Origin of the sequence: uncultured Oscillibacter sp., assembly GCF_950073225.1 — a bacterium.
In the GTDB taxonomy this organism is placed as follows: domain Bacteria; phylum Bacillota; class Clostridia; order Oscillospirales; family Oscillospiraceae; genus Oscillibacter.
Window position 1 is genome coordinate 16087 of record NZ_CATMPS010000033.1, and the last position, 15590, is coordinate 31676.

14 protein-coding genes are annotated in these 15590 nt (G+C 63.3%); 5 read left to right on the forward strand and 9 right to left on the reverse strand.

From position 1 onward, the window contains the following. Window position 1: 1 nt before the first annotated feature. From Q1M04_RS13170 to spoIID, 4 genes are all read right to left on the reverse strand, one after another. Window positions 2-1456, reverse strand: coding sequence for a cell wall metabolism sensor histidine kinase WalK (locus Q1M04_RS13170; protein ID WP_297999387.1), 1455 nt, complete (start codon window positions 1454-1456; stop codon window positions 2-4). Beyond that, entirely contained in the window at window positions 1453-2151 is a 699-nt protein-coding gene (locus Q1M04_RS13175; protein WP_204791177.1) for a response regulator transcription factor, read from the reverse strand. Before Q1M04_RS13175 ends, Q1M04_RS13170 begins: the two co-directional genes overlap by 4 nt. A gap of 240 nt (window positions 2152-2391) precedes the next feature. Continuing rightward, on the reverse strand, window positions 2392-3549 hold the full coding sequence (locus tag Q1M04_RS13180) for a hypothetical protein (RefSeq protein WP_297999385.1): 1158 nt from the start codon (window positions 3547-3549) through the stop codon (window positions 2392-2394). Window positions 3550-3626: 77 nt separating this feature from the next. Then, complete coding sequence (gene spoIID, locus Q1M04_RS13185) at window positions 3627-4667, reverse strand: stage II sporulation protein D (protein ID WP_297999383.1); 1041 nt, start codon at window positions 4665-4667, stop codon at window positions 3627-3629. A 283-nt stretch (window positions 4668-4950) separates the two neighbouring features. On the opposite strand from spoIID, the gene Q1M04_RS13190 reads away from it, so the two are divergent. Together Q1M04_RS13190 and Q1M04_RS13195 are read left to right on the forward strand one after the other, a co-directional pair. Continuing rightward, window positions 4951-6225, forward strand: coding sequence for an aminotransferase class I/II-fold pyridoxal phosphate-dependent enzyme (locus Q1M04_RS13190; RefSeq protein ID WP_297999381.1), 1275 nt, complete (start codon window positions 4951-4953; stop codon window positions 6223-6225). After that, window positions 6222-7091 carry a radical SAM protein gene (locus tag Q1M04_RS13195; RefSeq protein WP_297999379.1) on the forward strand — a complete coding sequence of 290 codons (870 nt, stop codon included), beginning with the start codon at window positions 6222-6224 and terminating at the stop codon, window positions 7089-7091. Before Q1M04_RS13190 ends, Q1M04_RS13195 begins: the two co-directional genes overlap by 4 nt. An 88-nt stretch (window positions 7092-7179) precedes the next feature. On the opposite strand, the gene Q1M04_RS13200 is transcribed toward Q1M04_RS13195, so the two are convergent. Continuing rightward, the gene (locus Q1M04_RS13200; RefSeq protein WP_297999377.1) at window positions 7180-7707 is read right to left on the reverse strand and encodes a hypothetical protein; all 528 of its coding nucleotides are present in this window, start codon (window positions 7705-7707) and stop codon (window positions 7180-7182) included. Between the two features lie 65 nt (window positions 7708-7772). Continuing rightward, window positions 7773-9461: a phosphoenolpyruvate carboxykinase (ATP) gene (locus Q1M04_RS13205; protein WP_295736144.1), complete on the reverse strand. Its 1689-nt coding sequence runs from the start codon at window positions 9459-9461 to the stop codon at window positions 7773-7775. A gap of 229 nt (window positions 9462-9690) precedes the next feature. Here Q1M04_RS13205 and Q1M04_RS13210 point away from each other — a divergent pair, with 229 nt between their 5' ends. Next, on the forward strand, window positions 9691-10365 hold the full coding sequence (locus tag Q1M04_RS13210; RefSeq protein ID WP_297999375.1) for a TetR/AcrR family transcriptional regulator: 675 nt from the start codon (window positions 9691-9693) through the stop codon (window positions 10363-10365). An 89-nt stretch (window positions 10366-10454) separates the two neighbouring features. Next, window positions 10455-11693: an MFS transporter gene (locus tag Q1M04_RS13215; RefSeq protein ID WP_300346652.1), complete on the forward strand. Its 1239-nt coding sequence runs from the start codon at window positions 10455-10457 to the stop codon at window positions 11691-11693. Here Q1M04_RS13215 and Q1M04_RS13220 read toward each other — a convergent pair. Continuing rightward, the gene (locus Q1M04_RS13220) at window positions 11690-12070 is read right to left on the reverse strand and encodes a MerR family transcriptional regulator (protein WP_293280095.1); all 381 of its coding nucleotides are present in this window, start codon (window positions 12068-12070) and stop codon (window positions 11690-11692) included. The genes Q1M04_RS13215 and Q1M04_RS13220 overlap by 4 nt on opposite strands. Window positions 12071-12249: 179 nt before the next feature. Here Q1M04_RS13220 and Q1M04_RS13225 point away from each other — a divergent pair, with 179 nt between their 5' ends. Continuing rightward, the gene (locus Q1M04_RS13225) at window positions 12250-13740 is read left to right on the forward strand and encodes an S-layer homology domain-containing protein (RefSeq protein ID WP_297999862.1); all 1491 of its coding nucleotides are present in this window, start codon (window positions 12250-12252) and stop codon (window positions 13738-13740) included. A 66-nt stretch (window positions 13741-13806) separates the two neighbouring features. Here Q1M04_RS13225 and Q1M04_RS13230 read toward each other — a convergent pair whose 3' ends face one another. Next, complete coding sequence (locus Q1M04_RS13230) at window positions 13807-14217, reverse strand: hypothetical protein (protein WP_293280093.1); 411 nt, start codon at window positions 14215-14217, stop codon at window positions 13807-13809. 208 nt (window positions 14218-14425) lie between these two features. After that, window positions 14426-15590 (reverse strand): IS1182 family transposase (locus Q1M04_RS13235; RefSeq protein WP_300448141.1); only part of this gene is annotated, 1165 nt, incomplete at its 5' end.

Sequence of the window (15590 nt, forward strand, 5' to 3'; positions counted from 1 at the left end):
CTCATTTCGTGGTCAGCGAGAAGGAGAAGGTGGTCACGCCGCTTTCGCTGGTGACGTTGATCCGCTCCTTGTGCTGTTCTAAAATCGTCTTGACGATGTAGAGCCCCAGTCCCACGCCGTCCTTGTCCTCGCTGCGGGACTTGTCGCTCTTGTGGAACCGCTCGAAGAGCTGGGGCAGCTCCGCCGCCGGGATGGTGTCCCCGCAGTTGCGCACCGTCACATGGGCCCTCCCATCCCGGAGGGTCAGCCCCAGGTACAGGGTGGAGCCCTTGTAGGCGAACTTGGCCGCGTTTTCCAGCAGGTTGTAGATAACCTGGGTAATGAGGTCGTTGTCCCCCAGGACCAGGATGGGCCCCTCGGGGATGTTCGCTTCCACGTCCAGCTCCCGGTCCGTGATCTTCTTCTCCATGGAGATCAGCACCCGGCGCATGCTCTCGCAGAGGTCAAAATGGGCCCCGCTCCGCAATGGGTCGATGGCCTGGAGCTGGCTCACGTCCAGCATCCGGCGCACTAGGCGGCTGAGGCGGCGGCTCTCCCCGGAGATGATGCGGAGATACTGCTTCTCGTTCTCCGGGGGGATGGCCCCGTCCAAAATGGCGTCGGTGTACCCGGCGATGGTGGTCATGGGGGTTTTCAGCTCGTGGGAGATGTTGGCGATAAACTCCCGGCGCTGCCGCTCCGTTTGCTGGAGGGACTCCGCCATGGCGTTGAAGGAGGCCGCCAGCTCCCCCACCTCGTCGTTTCTTCCGTAGTCGTTCATGCGGATATCGAAATCCCCCTCGGCGTAGCGCCGGGTAGCCTCCACCATCTCCCGGATGGGCTTCACCTGCCGCATGGCGGTGACGGAGGAGGCCATAAAGGCAATCATCAGCACCACAAAGGCCGTCATGAAAAAGAGGCCGATAAAGCCCTGCCACATGGAGTCCAGGGAGGCCAGGGTGGACACCGCCACCACCTCCCCCACCCGCTCCATGGTGACGGGGTTCACGGCGGCCACGCCCACAGAGAAGCGCTTTTGCGGGTACACGCCCCCCAGGTCGTCCCGCCAGGAGGCGCTGCCATGCTCCAGAATCCTCGCCGTCCGCTCCGGGGGAACGGTGACGGTCTTCCCGTCCAGGGTTTCGTCGGTGGAGAGGAGGACGTGGCCCTCCGTGTCGCAGATCAAAAAGTGCACGTCGGAGACGATGGCGGCGAAGCTGGCCAGGCGCTGGAAGTCCAGGTCGTCCTGGAGATCCTCTATGTCCAGGTACCGGCCGTTTTCCAGATAGCTCAGGGAGAGCTGGCTCATAACCCGGGCCTTGGAGGCGATTTCCTCCCCCTGCTGGCCCCGGGCGTAGTTGTAGCTCAGGGAGAAAAAGGACGCCCCCAGCAGGCACAAGGTCAAAAGCACCATGCCCGCCGTGACGAAGAGCTGCCGCCAATAGAGGCTTTGGGTCCGTTCCTGTATGCGCTTCATCCTTCGGCCTTCTCCGCGGCCAGCTCGAATTTATACCCCACGCCCCAAACGGTTTTCAGCGCCCACTTCTCGCTGACGCCCTCCACCTTCTCCCGCAGGCGCTTGATGTGTACGTCCACCGTCCGGCTGTCCCCGAAGTAGTCGAAGCCCCAAACCTCGTCCAGAAGCTGGTTCCGGGTATAGACCCGGTTGGGGGTGGAGGCCAGGTGGTATAGAAGCTCCAGCTCCTTGGGCGGGGTGTCGATTTTCTTCCCGTCCACAATGAGCTCATAGGAGTCCAGATTAATGACCAGCTTGTCGAAGGTCAGCTTCTTGCTGGTGTCGTTGGGAATCTCCGTCCGGCGGAGGACGGCGTTGATCCGGGCGATGAGCTCCTTCATCTCAAAGGGCTTGACGATGTAGTCGTCCGCTCCCATCTCCAGACCCTGGATGCGGTCGAAGACCTCGCTCTTGGCGGTGAGCATGATGATGGGGACCTGAGAAGTCTCCCGGATCTTGGCGCAGACGGCCCAGCCGTCCATGACGGGCAGCATGATGTCCAGCAGAATCAGATCCGGAGCGGCCTTCTGGAACTCCTCAATGGCCCTCCCGCCGTCCCCGGCGATGCGGACGTCAAAGCCCTCCTTCACCAGGTACATGTGGATGAGATCGGAGATGTTGCGGTCGTCCTCGACGACTAAAATGTTGCGTCCCATGGCGGACCCTCCCCAGCCTGCCGGACACAAGCCCCAACCGGATGGGGCAGGCTTTTCACCCTGTGAAAAACCCGCGGCTAAGCCGGAAAGACGCCCCTTCGGGTTTGCCCGCAAGGGGCGCGCCGTCTTGCCAGCGATCTTCCCGCCGGTCAGCCTTGTTCCATTTCAGGCAGTTTTTTCTATATTATTATACCCGCTCTTCCGCAGGGGTGTTGAATTTTCTGTAAAGATTCCCGTTTCTTACCGCAGTCCGGTCTCCGTATAGGCCACGCACACGCCCCCCGCCTCCTTGGCGGCGGCAAGGAAGGCCCGCAGCCCCGGGGAGCTGGCGGCGTCTCCCAGCCAGACGGCGGCGTCTCCCCGCCAGGAGGCCAGGCGGCGGACCAGCTCCTGGGCCCCGGCGGCGTTCCGCAGGTCGTGTCCGCTCCGGTCCAGTTCCGGCTGAAGGCAGCGGAATCCCGCCTCCCGGGCGGCCTGGAGGGACTGGGCCCCGCCGCCCCGGATATAGGCCAGGCGGGTTTTGCCGCAGGTGGCCCGGAAAAGGGCGGCGTTGCCCGCCTCCAGCTGCTGGGCCACGGTCCGGTCCGGGTCCCCGGCGTCCGCCAAAATCCCGATGCTCTGCCCCTGGGCGGCGAGACGGCGGAGGGTGCCCCCCTGCCGCTCCATCTCCTCCGGTGTAAAGAAGAAGGCGGCCCCGGCGTCATAGCTCTCCAGGGCGTCCGCCAGGAGGGAGGCGCTGCTCCCCGCCTGGAAGCACAGGGATATCCGCTTTCCGTCCAGTTCGGCGGCGGGGTCCTGGGACTCGGGGACGGTGGAGGGCCTGCCGCTTGCGCCGGGGGATCCGCTCTCCGGCGCGGCCGCCTCCTTCGCCCGGATATAGTCGGCGTAGACGGAGTTCATGGGATACCGGGCGGCGTCGGCATAGGGCTTGTCCGACAAGCCGTAGTTCGGCTGGCGAAGCCAGACCATGCTGCCGTGCTCCACCTCGATCACCGAGTACACCAGATCGAAGTACCGGGAAACGGTGTTGGCGGGAACGAAGACCGTCCCGTTCCGCTGGATGGCTCCCGGGTAATAGGTGCCGCCGTCGTTGTCCAGGGCGTAGCTGGCGGAGAGGTTGTAGGTCAGGGACCGCCCGCCGCTGTAGAGCACCAGGCGCCCCTGGTCGTTGTTGAGCACCTGGGAGATGCCCAGGGTCTCCCGGGCTGCGCCGGTAAAAATAGAGCTGGCGATGTAGACGTACCCCCCGCTCCAAAAGGGCATGGTGTTGTCCGACAGCGGCAGGACATAGCTGCCCACGGCGGTGAAATAAACCCGGTCCGCCGCATGAACGGGGGGGAGGGACAGCCAAAACGCCAGCAGAAAACACAAGAGCAGAGCCGCGGCCCGCCGTTTCATAAGCCGTCCCTCCTTTGTAAGTTCTGTTGAAAACCAGTATATTTTATCACACCGGAAGGGGTTTTGTAAATAGCGGCTTAACCGCCGTAGGGCTCCACCGTCACCCCGGTGTAATAGTGGGTTAAAATCTCCCGGTAGTCCGCTCCCGCCGCCGCCATGGCGGCGGCTCCGTACTGGCTCAGCCCCACGCCGTGGCCGTAGCCGGTGACAAAGAAGACCATTTTGCCCTCCTGCGCTTCCCAGGTAAAGCAGGCGGAGCGGAGCTCCAAAGCCGCCCGCACCTGGGTCCCCTTTGCCCGCACGCCGCCCACGGAGACCGCGGCCACGCTGCCCGCGCTGTCGGCGGCGGGGTCCTTCAGCCAGCCCTCCATGCCGCCGGAGAGGTCCGCCCCGGGAAAGGCGGCCTGGAGCCTGGCCTTCAGCTCCTCCGCCGTGAACTCCACCCGGCTGTAGTAGTTGGGGATGCGCTCCCCCGGCTCCGGGGAGCTGACGGCCTGGAGATACGGCAGGTCGTTGACCCAGACCTCCCCCGCCGCCCGGGTCAGCCCCGCGGAGGACGAGTGAAACACCGCCAGAATGGGCACGCCGCCGTAGAGGATGGCCTCGCCGTCGGTGCTTCGCACCGCCGCCTCCACCTTGGCCTCATAGGCGGCGGCGTTTCCCCCCCAGTTGGCCCGGGCGCGCTCTTCGCCGGTGTACGCCTGGCAGCAGGTGTGGTCCGTGCAGACGTCGGCGGCTTCCCCGTGGTTCCCGCCGGACTGGAGCTTGTACAGCGTATAGGTCCTGGCGGCTACCGCCTGGGCTTTCAGGGCCTCGAGCTCAAAGGAGGCGGGCATCTCCGCCCGGACCACCCCCACCAGATAGGTTCCCAGGTCCATCTCCAGGACCTCCTCCCCATCCAGCACCCGCAGGGGCCGGGCGGCGTCCAGACCGCCGCCGGAAACAGGGGGCGGAGAGGGCTCCTCCCTCTCCGTCTCGTCCACCGGCTCCTCCCGGCCGAAGAGGGCCGGGCGGAAGGGCGCCACCACCGCCAGGGGCAGCAGGAACAGCGCCGCCAGCAGCAGAACCGACACGGCGATGGACTGGCTCACCGGGCTCGTCCGTTTGTTTTGTCTCATAGGTCTCCTCCTTCGTAGCGGGCGGAATGGGCTTCTTCCACCCTATGCGCCGGAGGCGGGAAACATACCCGGGGTATTACTTTCGGCCGTTCAGTTCGGAAGTAATATTTTGGTAAACGCTCCGTATTGCACGCTTAGTATATGCCGAAGCGTACCGGCTTATCGACCGCGTTCCCGAAATTTCCCCATGTCCATCCGCCGCCGGGAAATAGGGCTTGAAACCGCCCGCCGGATTCGCTATACTAAGCTTTATCGAAACCACCGACAGAAAGGATGGACTTTTATGAAGCCTTACGCTCAGCTCACTCCGTCGGAGCGCGCCGGAGAATACGCCGGCCTGAAAGCCGAATGGGACGCTCTGAAGGCCCAGGGACGGCAGCTCAACATGGCCCGGGGCAAGCCCGGCAAGCAGCAGCTGGACCTGGTCAGCGACATTTTCGGCCTGATGCAAAACCCCGGGGACTACGTCTCCGGCGGCCTCGACGTGCGCAATTACGGCGAGATGAACGGCCTCCCCGCCGCCCGGCGGCTCTTCGCCGATATCCTGGGCTGCAAGCCGGAGCAGGTCTTCGCGGGGGGCAGCTCCAGCCTTCAGCTGATGTATGACACCATCGCCAAGGCTTACACCCACGGCCTGCTTCACAGCCCCCGGCCCTGGTGCAAAGAGGAGGCCGTCAAGTGGCTCTGCCCCGCCCCCGGCTATGACCGGCACTTCCGGGTGACGGAGACCTTCGGCTTTGAGCTGATTACCATTCCCATGACGGACGATGGCCCCGACATGGACGCCGTGGAGGAAGCTGTCAAGGACCCCGCCGTCAAGGGCATCTGGTGCGTCCCCAAGTACTCCAACCCCGAGGGAATCATCTACTCGGAGCGGACCATCCGCCGCCTGGCGGCCCTGTCCCCCGCCGCGCCGGACTTCCTCATCATGTGGGACAACGCCTACTGCGTCCACGAGTTCGAGGGGGACTACGTGCCCTTCCCGGACATCCTCTCCATTTGCGCGGAGGCCGGACGCCCCGATATGGTGTTTGAATTTGCCTCCACGTCGAAAATCACCCTCCCCGGCGCGGGCGTGGCCTGCTTCGCCTGCTCCGAGGACAACATGGCCCACATGGAAAAGCTCCTCGCCCCCCAGGTCATCAGCTTCGACAAGGTAAACCAGCAGCGGCACGTCCTCTACCTCAAGGACAAGGCCCACACCCTGGAGCTGATGAAGCGGCACGCCGCCGTCATGGGCCCCAAGTTCCGCTGCGTGGCGGACGCCCTGGACAGGGAAATCGCCCCCCTGGGCATCGCCTCCTGGCGGCGGCCCAAGGGCGGATACTTCGTGTCCTTCGACGCCATGCCCGGTACCGCCAAGCGGACCCTGGCCCTGTGCAAAGAAGCGGGGGTCACCATGACCAGCGCCGGAGCCACCTTCCCCTATGGAAAGGACCCCCGGGACAGCAACATCCGCATCGCCCCCTCCCTGCCCCCGGTGGAGGAGCTGGAACAGGCCATGACCGTGTTCTGCGTCTGCGTGAAGATGGCCGCCCTGGAGAAGCTGGGCGTATGAGATACTACGGCAGCGTGTACCGCCCGCCCTCCGAGGCCCGGAGCCTCATCGTCCAGGTGACCTACGGTTGCAGCCACAACACCTGCGCCTTTTGCAGCATGTACAAGGAAAAGCGCTTTTCCGTCCGCCCCCTGGAAGAGGTGCTGGAGGACTTCCGGGTGGCCCGGGAGGTCTACCACCACATTGAGAAGGTCTTCCTGGCGGACGGCGACGCCCTGGTGCGGAAGGCGGAAGAGCTCTATGTCATCCTGGACACGGTGCGGGAGCTGTTCCCGGAGTGCCGCCAGGTAACCAGCTACGCCTCCCCGGCCTCCATCCGCATCCGGACAGAGGAGGAGCTGCAGACCCTTCGGGAAAAGGGGCTGACCATGGTCTACATGGGTCTGGAGTCCGGCAGCGGCGAGGTGCTGAGCCTCATGCGCAAGGGCCATCCGGCGGCGGAAATCGTGGAGATGGGCCGGAAGGTCCGAAATTGCGGCATCGCCCTGTCCGTCACGGCCATCACGGGCCTGGGCGGGCCGGAGCTGCTGGAGCGCCACGCCCTGGACACCGCCAGGGCCTTCAACGCCATGAACCCGGAGTATATCGGGATGCTGACGCTGATGGTGGAGCCGGAAACGCCCCTCTACGACTGGGTCCATGAAGGGAAATTCCAGCTCCTCACCCAATCCCAGGTGCTGGAGGAGACCCGGCTGCTGGTGGAGAACCTGGACAGTCCCGGCAGCGTGTTCCGCATGAACCACGCCAGCAACTATCTGTCCCTTCGGGGGACGCTGAACAAGGATAAAGCCGCCATGCTGGCGGAGATCGACCGGGCGGAAAAGGACCTCTCCCGCCTCAAGCCCGAGGCCTGGCGGGGACTGTAATATTTTGGAAAACGCAGAAGCTCCAAGCGGTTTTGCCGCTTGGAGCTTCTGCGCGCCTTTCCGGGCGAGGCATCGCAAATTAAGAGGGCTATTCCTCTCTTTTGATTCGCTCAGATGTTTCTGAAAGAGGGTCGTCTTTTTTGGCAAACACCAAATAGAGGTACGGAGCAAACAGGCCGGGGATTGCCATGGGGAGGGACACTGTGCCGGTGAGGCGGAAAAGGAGCTGGTCCACCCAGCTCTTTCCATCCGCCAGGGCATAGAGATGGTAGACGGTCATGCTGTAGGTGCCGAATACGTGCTGGCTGATCTGCTCCGCCGCCAGCAGGGCGGCGTTCACCAGAACCATAATGGAGGCGGACCGGAAAATCTCCCTCCTGGTCAGGCCCCGAACAAACCGCCAGCCCACCAGCCAGAACAGCAGGAACATTATGACCGTCACAATTTCCCCCACGTAGCCGGTGGTAAGGACAACGCTCCCGTCCGAGCCGGGGCCCCGGGCGATTTGAATGCGCCCCCAGGCAAAGCTCAAAATAAACGAGAGAAGCCGGCACAGCAGGCCGAGGCCGCCCAGCACCACCGGAACCCGCCAGAGGGGCTTTTTCCAGAATTCCATCCACAATCCCTCCTAAAAAAAGCGGAGGGAGGGCGTCCGCCCGCCCTCCGGGTGGAGTGCGCTGCTTACAGGGTGTTCGCCTCGTCCACGACCTTCTTGATGGCCGCGGCGGCGTCCTCCGGCAGCTTGTTGAAGCCGCCCTCTTCGGTATCCAGGTTGGTGACGTAGTTCAGCCGGTCCTGCATACGGGCCTTGAGCTGCTCGACATACGCCTTGTCGCTCAGGTCGGGCACGAAGCCCTCCCACTTGAAGATCTCGATGTCCTCGAAGGGGCCCCAGGTCTCAAACTTGGCCTTGCCCTCGACCACGGCCTCGAGAATGCCCAGGGTGTCTTCCTTCTGGACCTTTTTGCCCATGAAGTCGCCGGTGTTGATGATATAGCAGGCCACGTTCTTTTCCGCCACCAGCTTCTTGAACTTCTCATAGTCGTTCACCAGCGGATAGGTGCGGAAGGGGTTGGCGTAGGGCTCCACCACCAGGGCGTTGGGGTCCACGCCCTCCTTCAGCCGCTCGGCGCTGGAGCGCTTGGTGGCCAGGGTGGCGCCCATGACGGAGGCCAGGGACGCGCCGCTGAGCTTCACGATGGGGGGAATGGTGGGGTCCTTCATAATCCAGAAGATGGCGTTGACGGGGGAGTCAATCTTATCCACCCGGTTGGGGGACCAGAGCTTGGATTTGATGGCCCGGCCGTTGCCGTTGCGGACATCCTCGGTGACCAGGACGATCTTGCCCTCGTCGTCCAGGGTGGCGGAGCAGTTCTGGGCGGTCAGCAGGTACTTGTTGTCCTCGGAGGGGACGGGATAGTCGGCGGTCTTGTCGAAGTAGGTGGGCTCCAGGGCGATGGAGGCGCAGGTGTCGGAGTTGATGATGAAGGCGTCGTCGTGGAGCACCTTGATGGAGGGATATTTCCCGCTGTGCTTGGCGTGGGTCAGGGTGGACTTGCCGGAGCCGGAGAGGCCGAAGACCGCCGCCACGTACTTGCTGCCGTCGTCCAGGGTGTACTCCTTCTGTCCGCCGTGGCAGGAGGCGTAGCCGTTGCGGTTGGCGATGGCCCAGGCCAGGGTCAGCGTGCCCTTCTTATGCTCGCCGAAGTAGCGCATGCCCAGGATGGCGGCGCAGTTGGTGTCGGTGTTGAAGTAGCACAGGCACTTGGGATCGCAGATGTCCTCCCGGCCCGGCGCGCCGGTCCACTGGGGATCGGAGAAGATATAGATGTCGGACTCCTTGCCGCCGCCCACGGGCTTGGATTTCTTGTACATCTTGACGTACTCGTCGGACTGGTACTGGAAGTTCAGCATCCAGTTGTAGAGGAGGTTTTCCTCCCCCTCGGGGATCAGCAGATGGGCCTTCACCATGAACTCGGGGTCCAGGCCGATGAAGACCTCGGCGTGGTACATGGTCTTCCAGCGGGTGTCATAGACGGCGTCCATGACGATCTTGTCCAGAGCGGTGGTGTCCACACCGGGCTTTCCGGTGATCCGGCGGGCGGCGGCGTAGCGGCCGGTGATGGAACCGTCGTTGAACAGCAGGACCTTGGCGTCGGGCTCCAGGCCGAACTCCTCGCCCCGGTAGACGGGCATGTCGGTAACCACGGTGCCGGGAGAGTTCTTGGCCATGTCATAGGCCTCCCGGAGGGAGTTGATCTTCACGACGTTGTTGCCGTAGAAGGGGGCCTCAATGATGGAGCGGGTCTTGGAGAACCCGACCTTGCCGGGTCCGATCTCGGTTCTGGGGTAATAGGCTTTCGTAGACATATCTGTTCCTCCTTTAAGATGTCAAAACGCCTGCGCCTGGTGAAGAGCAGGGCCGCTGGAATTACCAGTTTACTATACCCTGTTTTCCCTCAAAAAGCAAGAGTGAAAACAGACTCTGTGAAAAAAACAGCAGGCCCGGCGGAGCCCCGGAGAGTTTCCCTTGACACCGGCCCCCCGGAGTGGTATATTAGAAACCGACCAGCGGTTTGTATGAGGGGAGGACGGCCCTGTGGCACGGAACAAGTACCCGGAGGAGACGGTGCGGAAGATCCTGGACACGGCGGAACGGCTGTTTATTGAGACGGGCTATGACCGGACCTCCCTCCAGGAGATCATCGACGAGACGGGCCTTTCCAAGGGGGCCATCTACCACCACTTCGCCTCCAAGGAGGACATTTTCTACGCCGTCTGCGACCGCATCGGGCAGCGGAACGCCGAAGTGCTGTCCCAGGTCCGGGACGCCCCGGGACTCAATGGCCTGGAAAAGCTCCGGGCCATGTTCAAGACCTCCCTCCAGCCGGAGCGCCAGGCCAAGATGTTCTGCATGATGCCTTACCTCATGGACAACGCCAAGTTTCTGGCCACGGAGATGCGGAGCATTTTCACCGAGGTGGTCCCCTGCTTTGTGGATCCCATCATCCGCCAGGGCATGGCCGACGGCTCCATCCGCACCGAGCACCCCAAGGAGCTGGCGGAGGCCATGATGATGCTGTCGGACATGTGGATCAACCCCATCGTCCAGCCCACCACCCCGGAGGAAATCCGGGCCCGGTGTGAAATCTACAACCGGCTCTTCCAAGGCTTCGGCGTGGATGGGCTGATTGACCAGGAAATCGTGAGCACCCTGGTGCAGTACGCGGAAATGGCCCATCCCCCGTCTTCCGGCGGGGAAACGCAAGGCTGAAAAGGAGCTGCCGCGCGCGGGCAGTTTCTTTTTGGATATATAGAAACCGACGGTCGGTTTCTAAAATTGTCAAAAAAAGGAGCGTCGTTATGAAAACCTCTCAAGCGCCCCTGTTCCGCCGGGACTTCACCCTGGTGGTCCTCGGGCAGATCGTCTCCCTCTTCGGCAACGCCATTTTGCGCTTTGCCCTGCCGCTGTACCTGCTGCGGCAGACGGAATCCCCGGCTTTGTTCGGCGCGGTGGGGGCGGCGGCCTTCATCCCCGCCGTGCTGTGCGCCCCCATCGGCGGCGTTGTGGCGGACCGGGTAAACAAGCGGAACATCATGGTCGTCCTGGATTTTTCCACGGCGGGGCTGATCCTGCTGTTTACGCTTCTGCTGGGGCGGGCGCCGCTGGTGCCGCTGATGGTTGCCAGCCTCATGCTGCTCTACGGCATCGCCGGGGCCTATCAGCCGTCGGTCCAGGCCAGCATTCCCCTTCTGGCCCGGCCGGAGCAGCTCACCAGCGCCAACGCGGTCATCAACATGGTGCAGACCTTGTCCGCCCTGCTGGGGCCGGTGATTGGCGGCGTGCTGTTCGGGGCCTTCGGGCTCCGGCCCATTCTGTGGGTCGGCATGGCGTGCTTTTTCCTCTCCGCCGTCATGGAGCTGTTTATCCGCATTCCCCACTCGCCCCGGGCGGCGGCGGGCGGCGTGCTGTCCACGGTCCGGCGGGACCTGGGGGAGAGCTGGCGCTTTATCCGCCGGGAGCGCCCGGTGTTCCTCTCCGTCATGCTGGTGCTGGCCCTGTTTAATCTGGTGCTGTCCGCCGCTTTGGTGGTGGGCATCCCCGTGGCGGTGGTCCAGACCCTGGGCATGAGCGACAGCCGCTTAGGCGTCACCCAGGGGGCCATGGGCCTGGGCGGGCTCTTCGGCGGCGTGCTGGCGGCGCTTCTGGGGCCCCGGCTGCGCCTCCGGCGGGGCGGCGCCGTGCTGCTGGCCGCCAGCCTCACGGCGGCGGGCATGGGGGCGGCGCTGCTGCCGGGGGTTCCGCCGTCCCTGGGCTGGTGGGGGGTGACGGCCATGAGCTTTGCCATCATGGTCCTGTCCACCCTGCTGGTGGTGGTGCTCAGCGCCGCCGTCCAGGGCCAGACGCCCCCGGAGCTGCTGGGAAAGGTGATGGCCTTCATCATGGCGGTGTCCAACTGCGCCGCCCCCCTGGGCCAGGCGGTCTATGGGGCTTTGTTCGAGGCCTGCCCGGCCTGGGCCGTTCTGCTGGGAGCGGCGGGAGCCGCGGCCCTGGCGGCGGCCTGGTCCCGGGGCGTGTTCCGGGATCTGGACGGGATTTAGCCGCCCCGGAGCTCCCGCTCCTTCCGGGCCAGGTCCCGGTCGTAGTTCTCGATCTTCTGGTCCAGCCGGTCCAGGGACTTCCGCATGTCCTCCATCCGCTCCCGGAGCTGCCGCCGCTGCTCCACCAGCAGGGCCTTCCGGGCCTCCAGGGTCTCCTCTCCCTGCTGGAACAGGCGGCAGTACTCCGTCAGCGCCTCGATGCCCACCCCGGCGGAGCGCATGCACTTGATAAGCTCCACCCAGCCCAGGGAAGCCCCGTCGTAGTCCCGGACGCCGCCTCCGGTCCGGGGCACCGGCGGAATCAGGCCCACCCGCTCATAGTACCGCAGGGTGTCGGCGGAAAGGCCGTACCGCTCGCTCACTTCCCGAATCGTCATGGCTATGCCTCCTTACGGCGTTTAGTTTCCTCCAGCATAGCACTTGGAGCGGGCTCCAAGTCAAGGCTTTTTTCCAAAAATTCCGCTTCCGGACAGGCTCTCGACAGCTTCCGTTTGACGGGAGGGGAAAAATCTGCTAAGATGGGAAGACAACGCTGACCTTGAAGGAGCTGAAATATATGAAACAACGAAAACGGATCCTCTCCTGCCTCCTGCTGTGCGCCCTGCTGGCGGGCCTGTTCACCGCACCCGCCTCCGCCCTCTCCGACGTGCCGGAGGATTTTTGGGCCAAGGAGGACATCGACCGCTGTGTGGCCCTGCGCTACTTCTACCCCGAGAGCGACGGCAGCTTCGGCGTGGGGAAGGAGATGTCCCGGTCCGAGTTCGTGGTGGTGCTGTGCCGCGCCATGGGCTGGAAGCCCACCTCCCCCGCCCGGGCCGTCTATGAGGATGTGTCCGAGAAGGCCTGGTACGCCGGAGCCCTGGAAACCGCCTATCATCAGGGGGCCATCACCAGCCAGGACGGCAGCTTCCGCCCCGACGACCCCGTCACCCGCAGCGAGGCCGCGTCCATGCTGGTCCGTGCCTTGGGCTACGGCAGCCTTGCCGGGCTGATCCAGGACATGTCCCTGCCCTTCCGGGACGTGAAGGCCAACAATGGGTACATCGTCATGGCCTACGGCCTGGGGCTGATGGACGGGACGTCGGTCACCAGCTTTTCCCCCAACGGCCATGTCACCCGTGAACAGGCCGCCGCCATTTTAATGCGGCTTTACGACAAGCTTCACGACCTCACCGCCAGCCGCATGGGCATTGCCTCCTCGGCTGAGAATCTGCCGGACCTCACGGGCTACGGCGCCGTAGGCGTCGCCGCGGCGAAGCTGGTCTACAACGGCGAGCCCCAAATTGCCTCCGCTATGAGCGGCTCGGAGGCCCAGTCCGTCCGTGCCGCCGCTTCCGCCGCCGGGGCCAAGGCCCTGCTCTACGTCACCGGAAACGACTATCACATCCGGGAGGGCGATGAGGAAAAGCTGGCGGACGTTCTGTTCCAGGCCGTGGAGGAAGGGCGCTATGACGGCCTTTTCCTGGAGGTCTCCGGCCTCACCACCGTCACGCAGCGGGACGTGCTCACCGCCGCGGTCCGGTCTCTCCGGGAAAAGCTGGGGACCCGGCCCCTGTACGTAGGGGCGGAGGCCCCCTCCTGGAAGGGCACCATCTTCGGCTATGACTACGCCGCCCTGGGCGAGGCCGCGGACCATCTGGTCCTCCGCTTCGACAACAAAAAGGAGGACGCCGCCGGACGGACCGTGGCCCCCCTGGAACCCCTGGAGCAGGTTTATTACGCCTTGAACCGCCTCCGGGGCGTAGTGGACGCCGGCAAGCTGGCGCTGCTCCTCACCTCCACCGGCTCCGTCTGGGAGGGCCGGGAGCCCGAGTCCCTCACCGCAAAGGAAATCACGGCCCTGGCGGCGGAGCGGACCACCCGGAGCCACTACTCCGACCGCTACGCCTGCGCCTACCTGGTCCGGGAGGAAGGCCCCGACGTCTGGTATCTCAACGGCCAGGCCATCCGGGAGCGGACCCAGCTGGCCCGCCTCTTCGGCGGCGGGCACCTCTGCCTTTCGGACCTGAACCACGCCCTGCCGGAAACCTTGGCGGCTATGCCGTAAGCACCCCATAAACACGCCAAGCCCCCGTCCATTGGACGGGGGCTTGTAAATCCGGCGCAAAGGCGCTTACAGGTATTTCTGCATGCCCTCCGTGGCGGAGGAGGGATCGCCGCTGATGGTGACGGTGAACTTGATATTGTTCCGCTCGCCGAAGCCGTCCAGCCAGTTCAGGAAGGTCTCGGTCTCCCCGTCCACGTCTCTGCCCACGATTTTGCAGAAGTTGTCGATGAACATGTGGGAGATGTCGTAGTTCCCCGCGTGGAGGCCGCTGATAAAGCCCTGGAGCAGGTCGTAGCCGTTGAGTTTGTATTCATGCGCGTCGATCAGGCGGATGTGATAGTGGATATCGTAGGTCATGTTGCGGTTGGCCTCGATGCAGACTACGTTTCCGGGTTCGTCTTTCGCCGCGTTGTTAATCAATTCGATGAGCTGCTTGGTCTTGCCGGAACCTTTCATGCCCATAATCAATCGAACCATAGTAAAACACTCCTGTCATTTTAAATTGCTGTGGCCTTGTGCTTTAAGGATACCACACTTCCCCGGAAAAAACAATCCATAAAACCAAATTTGCCAATTGTTCACAGAATGGGCGGAGCAAAGCTCCGCCCATTCTGGAGCTGTTGACAAAGTGCCTGAAATATAGAGACAAGGGAGATTTCAGGCAAGAAAAGGACGCCATTCGGCATCACACTGAGTGTTTAATCATTCTTTTGAGCTTCAAGGCCGCGGCGGAAAGGAGACAGTGGTCCTCCGCTGCCTCTAAACCTCGCCGCAGGAGACGCGTCAGGTTGTGTCCCCATTTCTGTGCGGCAAAAGTACCCTCACACCAGATCTGCCGCTGCTTCAGCGCCTCCCGGTATTCCGGTTCCCATCGCCTGGAGAAATGTTTTTGAACAACCGTCTTGAAATAACTGTCCTGAAGCTTTCTGGCACCAGCCTTGTCCGTCTCATTCAAACATTTTTGCCGCAAAGGACAGCAGCCGCAGACGTTCTTTTCCGCCCAGTATTCCCAGAACAGCCCGCTGCCGCTTCGATACAGCCGCTTACGCCGCAGTTCTTTCCCGTTAGGACACAAGTATACGTCCCGCTGTTCATCATAGGTGAATGCATCCCGCTTCAGTTCAGCTTTCGTGCGGTCATGGGCGGGCTGGGGCACGACAAAGAAGTCGATGCCCAGTTCTTCCAGCGCTCGGTGTGCCAGGGGGAAGTCATAGGCGGAGTCTGGAGCAGCGGCTTGCAGCGGCACAACATGTTTATGGACGTACTCCAACTGCTCCAAATAGGGCCGTGAGTCATGGACATCCCCCGGCGTCACGGTTACAGCGGTGATGATACCGTGGTCTGGGTCGGTTGTCTGGTGAGACAGATAATAAAAACCGCTGGGCTTGCCGGGCCGCTTCATGTAGCCCGACTCCGGATCGGTACTGCTCACCTTCTTGCGGGAACTGCGCTTGTCCTTTTTCACCTGCTTTGTCCGCTTCGCCCGGCGCTGCCCTGTCTGCCGTTTCAGCTCCTCCAGTCCCTCCTCCTCATAGGCGTCCAGCCGCTCCCAATAGTTCCCCGCCTCTTCCAGCGCATCTACCTCCTGTTCCGAGGCCCTGGACGCGTTGGCCTTTACATGGGTGGAATCCGTCACCGCCAGCCGTCCGCTCACCAGATCTTTTTCCGCACACTGGCGCACCACTTCCTCAAATAGACGCCGGAACACCTTCCGAAACGCAGACTTCCGCCGCCGCAGCTGGCTGATCGTACTGTGGTCTGGCACTCGTTCATCCAAATCTATTCCAAGATACCAACGAAACGCGTTGCTGTCCGCACACCGTACCTCGATCTGCCGCTCCGAGGGGATG

Bases quoted from the DNA above. Each gene is read 5' to 3' on its own strand.
- Q1M04_RS13170 (WP_297999387.1), bottom strand. From the start codon at position 1,456: ATGAAGCGCATACAGGAACGGACCCAAAGCCTCTATTGGCGGCAGCTC.
- Q1M04_RS13175 (WP_204791177.1), bottom strand. From the start codon at position 2,151: ATGGGACGCAACATTTTAGTCGTCGAGGACGACCGCAACATCTCCGAT.
- Q1M04_RS13180 (WP_297999385.1), bottom strand. From the start codon at position 3,549: ATGAAACGGCGGGCCGCGGCTCTGCTCTTGTGTTTTCTGCTGGCGTTT.
- spoIID (WP_297999383.1), bottom strand. From the start codon at position 4,667: ATGAGACAAAACAAACGGACGAGCCCGGTGAGCCAGTCCATCGCCGTG.
- Q1M04_RS13190 (WP_297999381.1), top strand. From the start codon at position 4,951: ATGAAGCCTTACGCTCAGCTCACTCCGTCGGAGCGCGCCGGAGAATAC.
- Q1M04_RS13195 (WP_297999379.1), top strand. From the start codon at position 6,222: ATGAGATACTACGGCAGCGTGTACCGCCCGCCCTCCGAGGCCCGGAGC.
- Q1M04_RS13200 (WP_297999377.1), bottom strand. From the start codon at position 7,707: ATGGAATTCTGGAAAAAGCCCCTCTGGCGGGTTCCGGTGGTGCTGGGC.
- Q1M04_RS13205 (WP_295736144.1), bottom strand. From the start codon at position 9,461: ATGTCTACGAAAGCCTATTACCCCAGAACCGAGATCGGACCCGGCAAG.
- Q1M04_RS13215 (WP_300346652.1), top strand. From the start codon at position 10,455: ATGAAAACCTCTCAAGCGCCCCTGTTCCGCCGGGACTTCACCCTGGTG.
- Q1M04_RS13220 (WP_293280095.1), bottom strand. From the start codon at position 12,070: ATGACGATTCGGGAAGTGAGCGAGCGGTACGGCCTTTCCGCCGACACC.
- Q1M04_RS13225 (WP_297999862.1), top strand. From the start codon at position 12,250: ATGAAACAACGAAAACGGATCCTCTCCTGCCTCCTGCTGTGCGCCCTG.
- Q1M04_RS13230 (WP_293280093.1), bottom strand. From the start codon at position 14,217: ATGGTTCGATTGATTATGGGCATGAAAGGTTCCGGCAAGACCAAGCAG.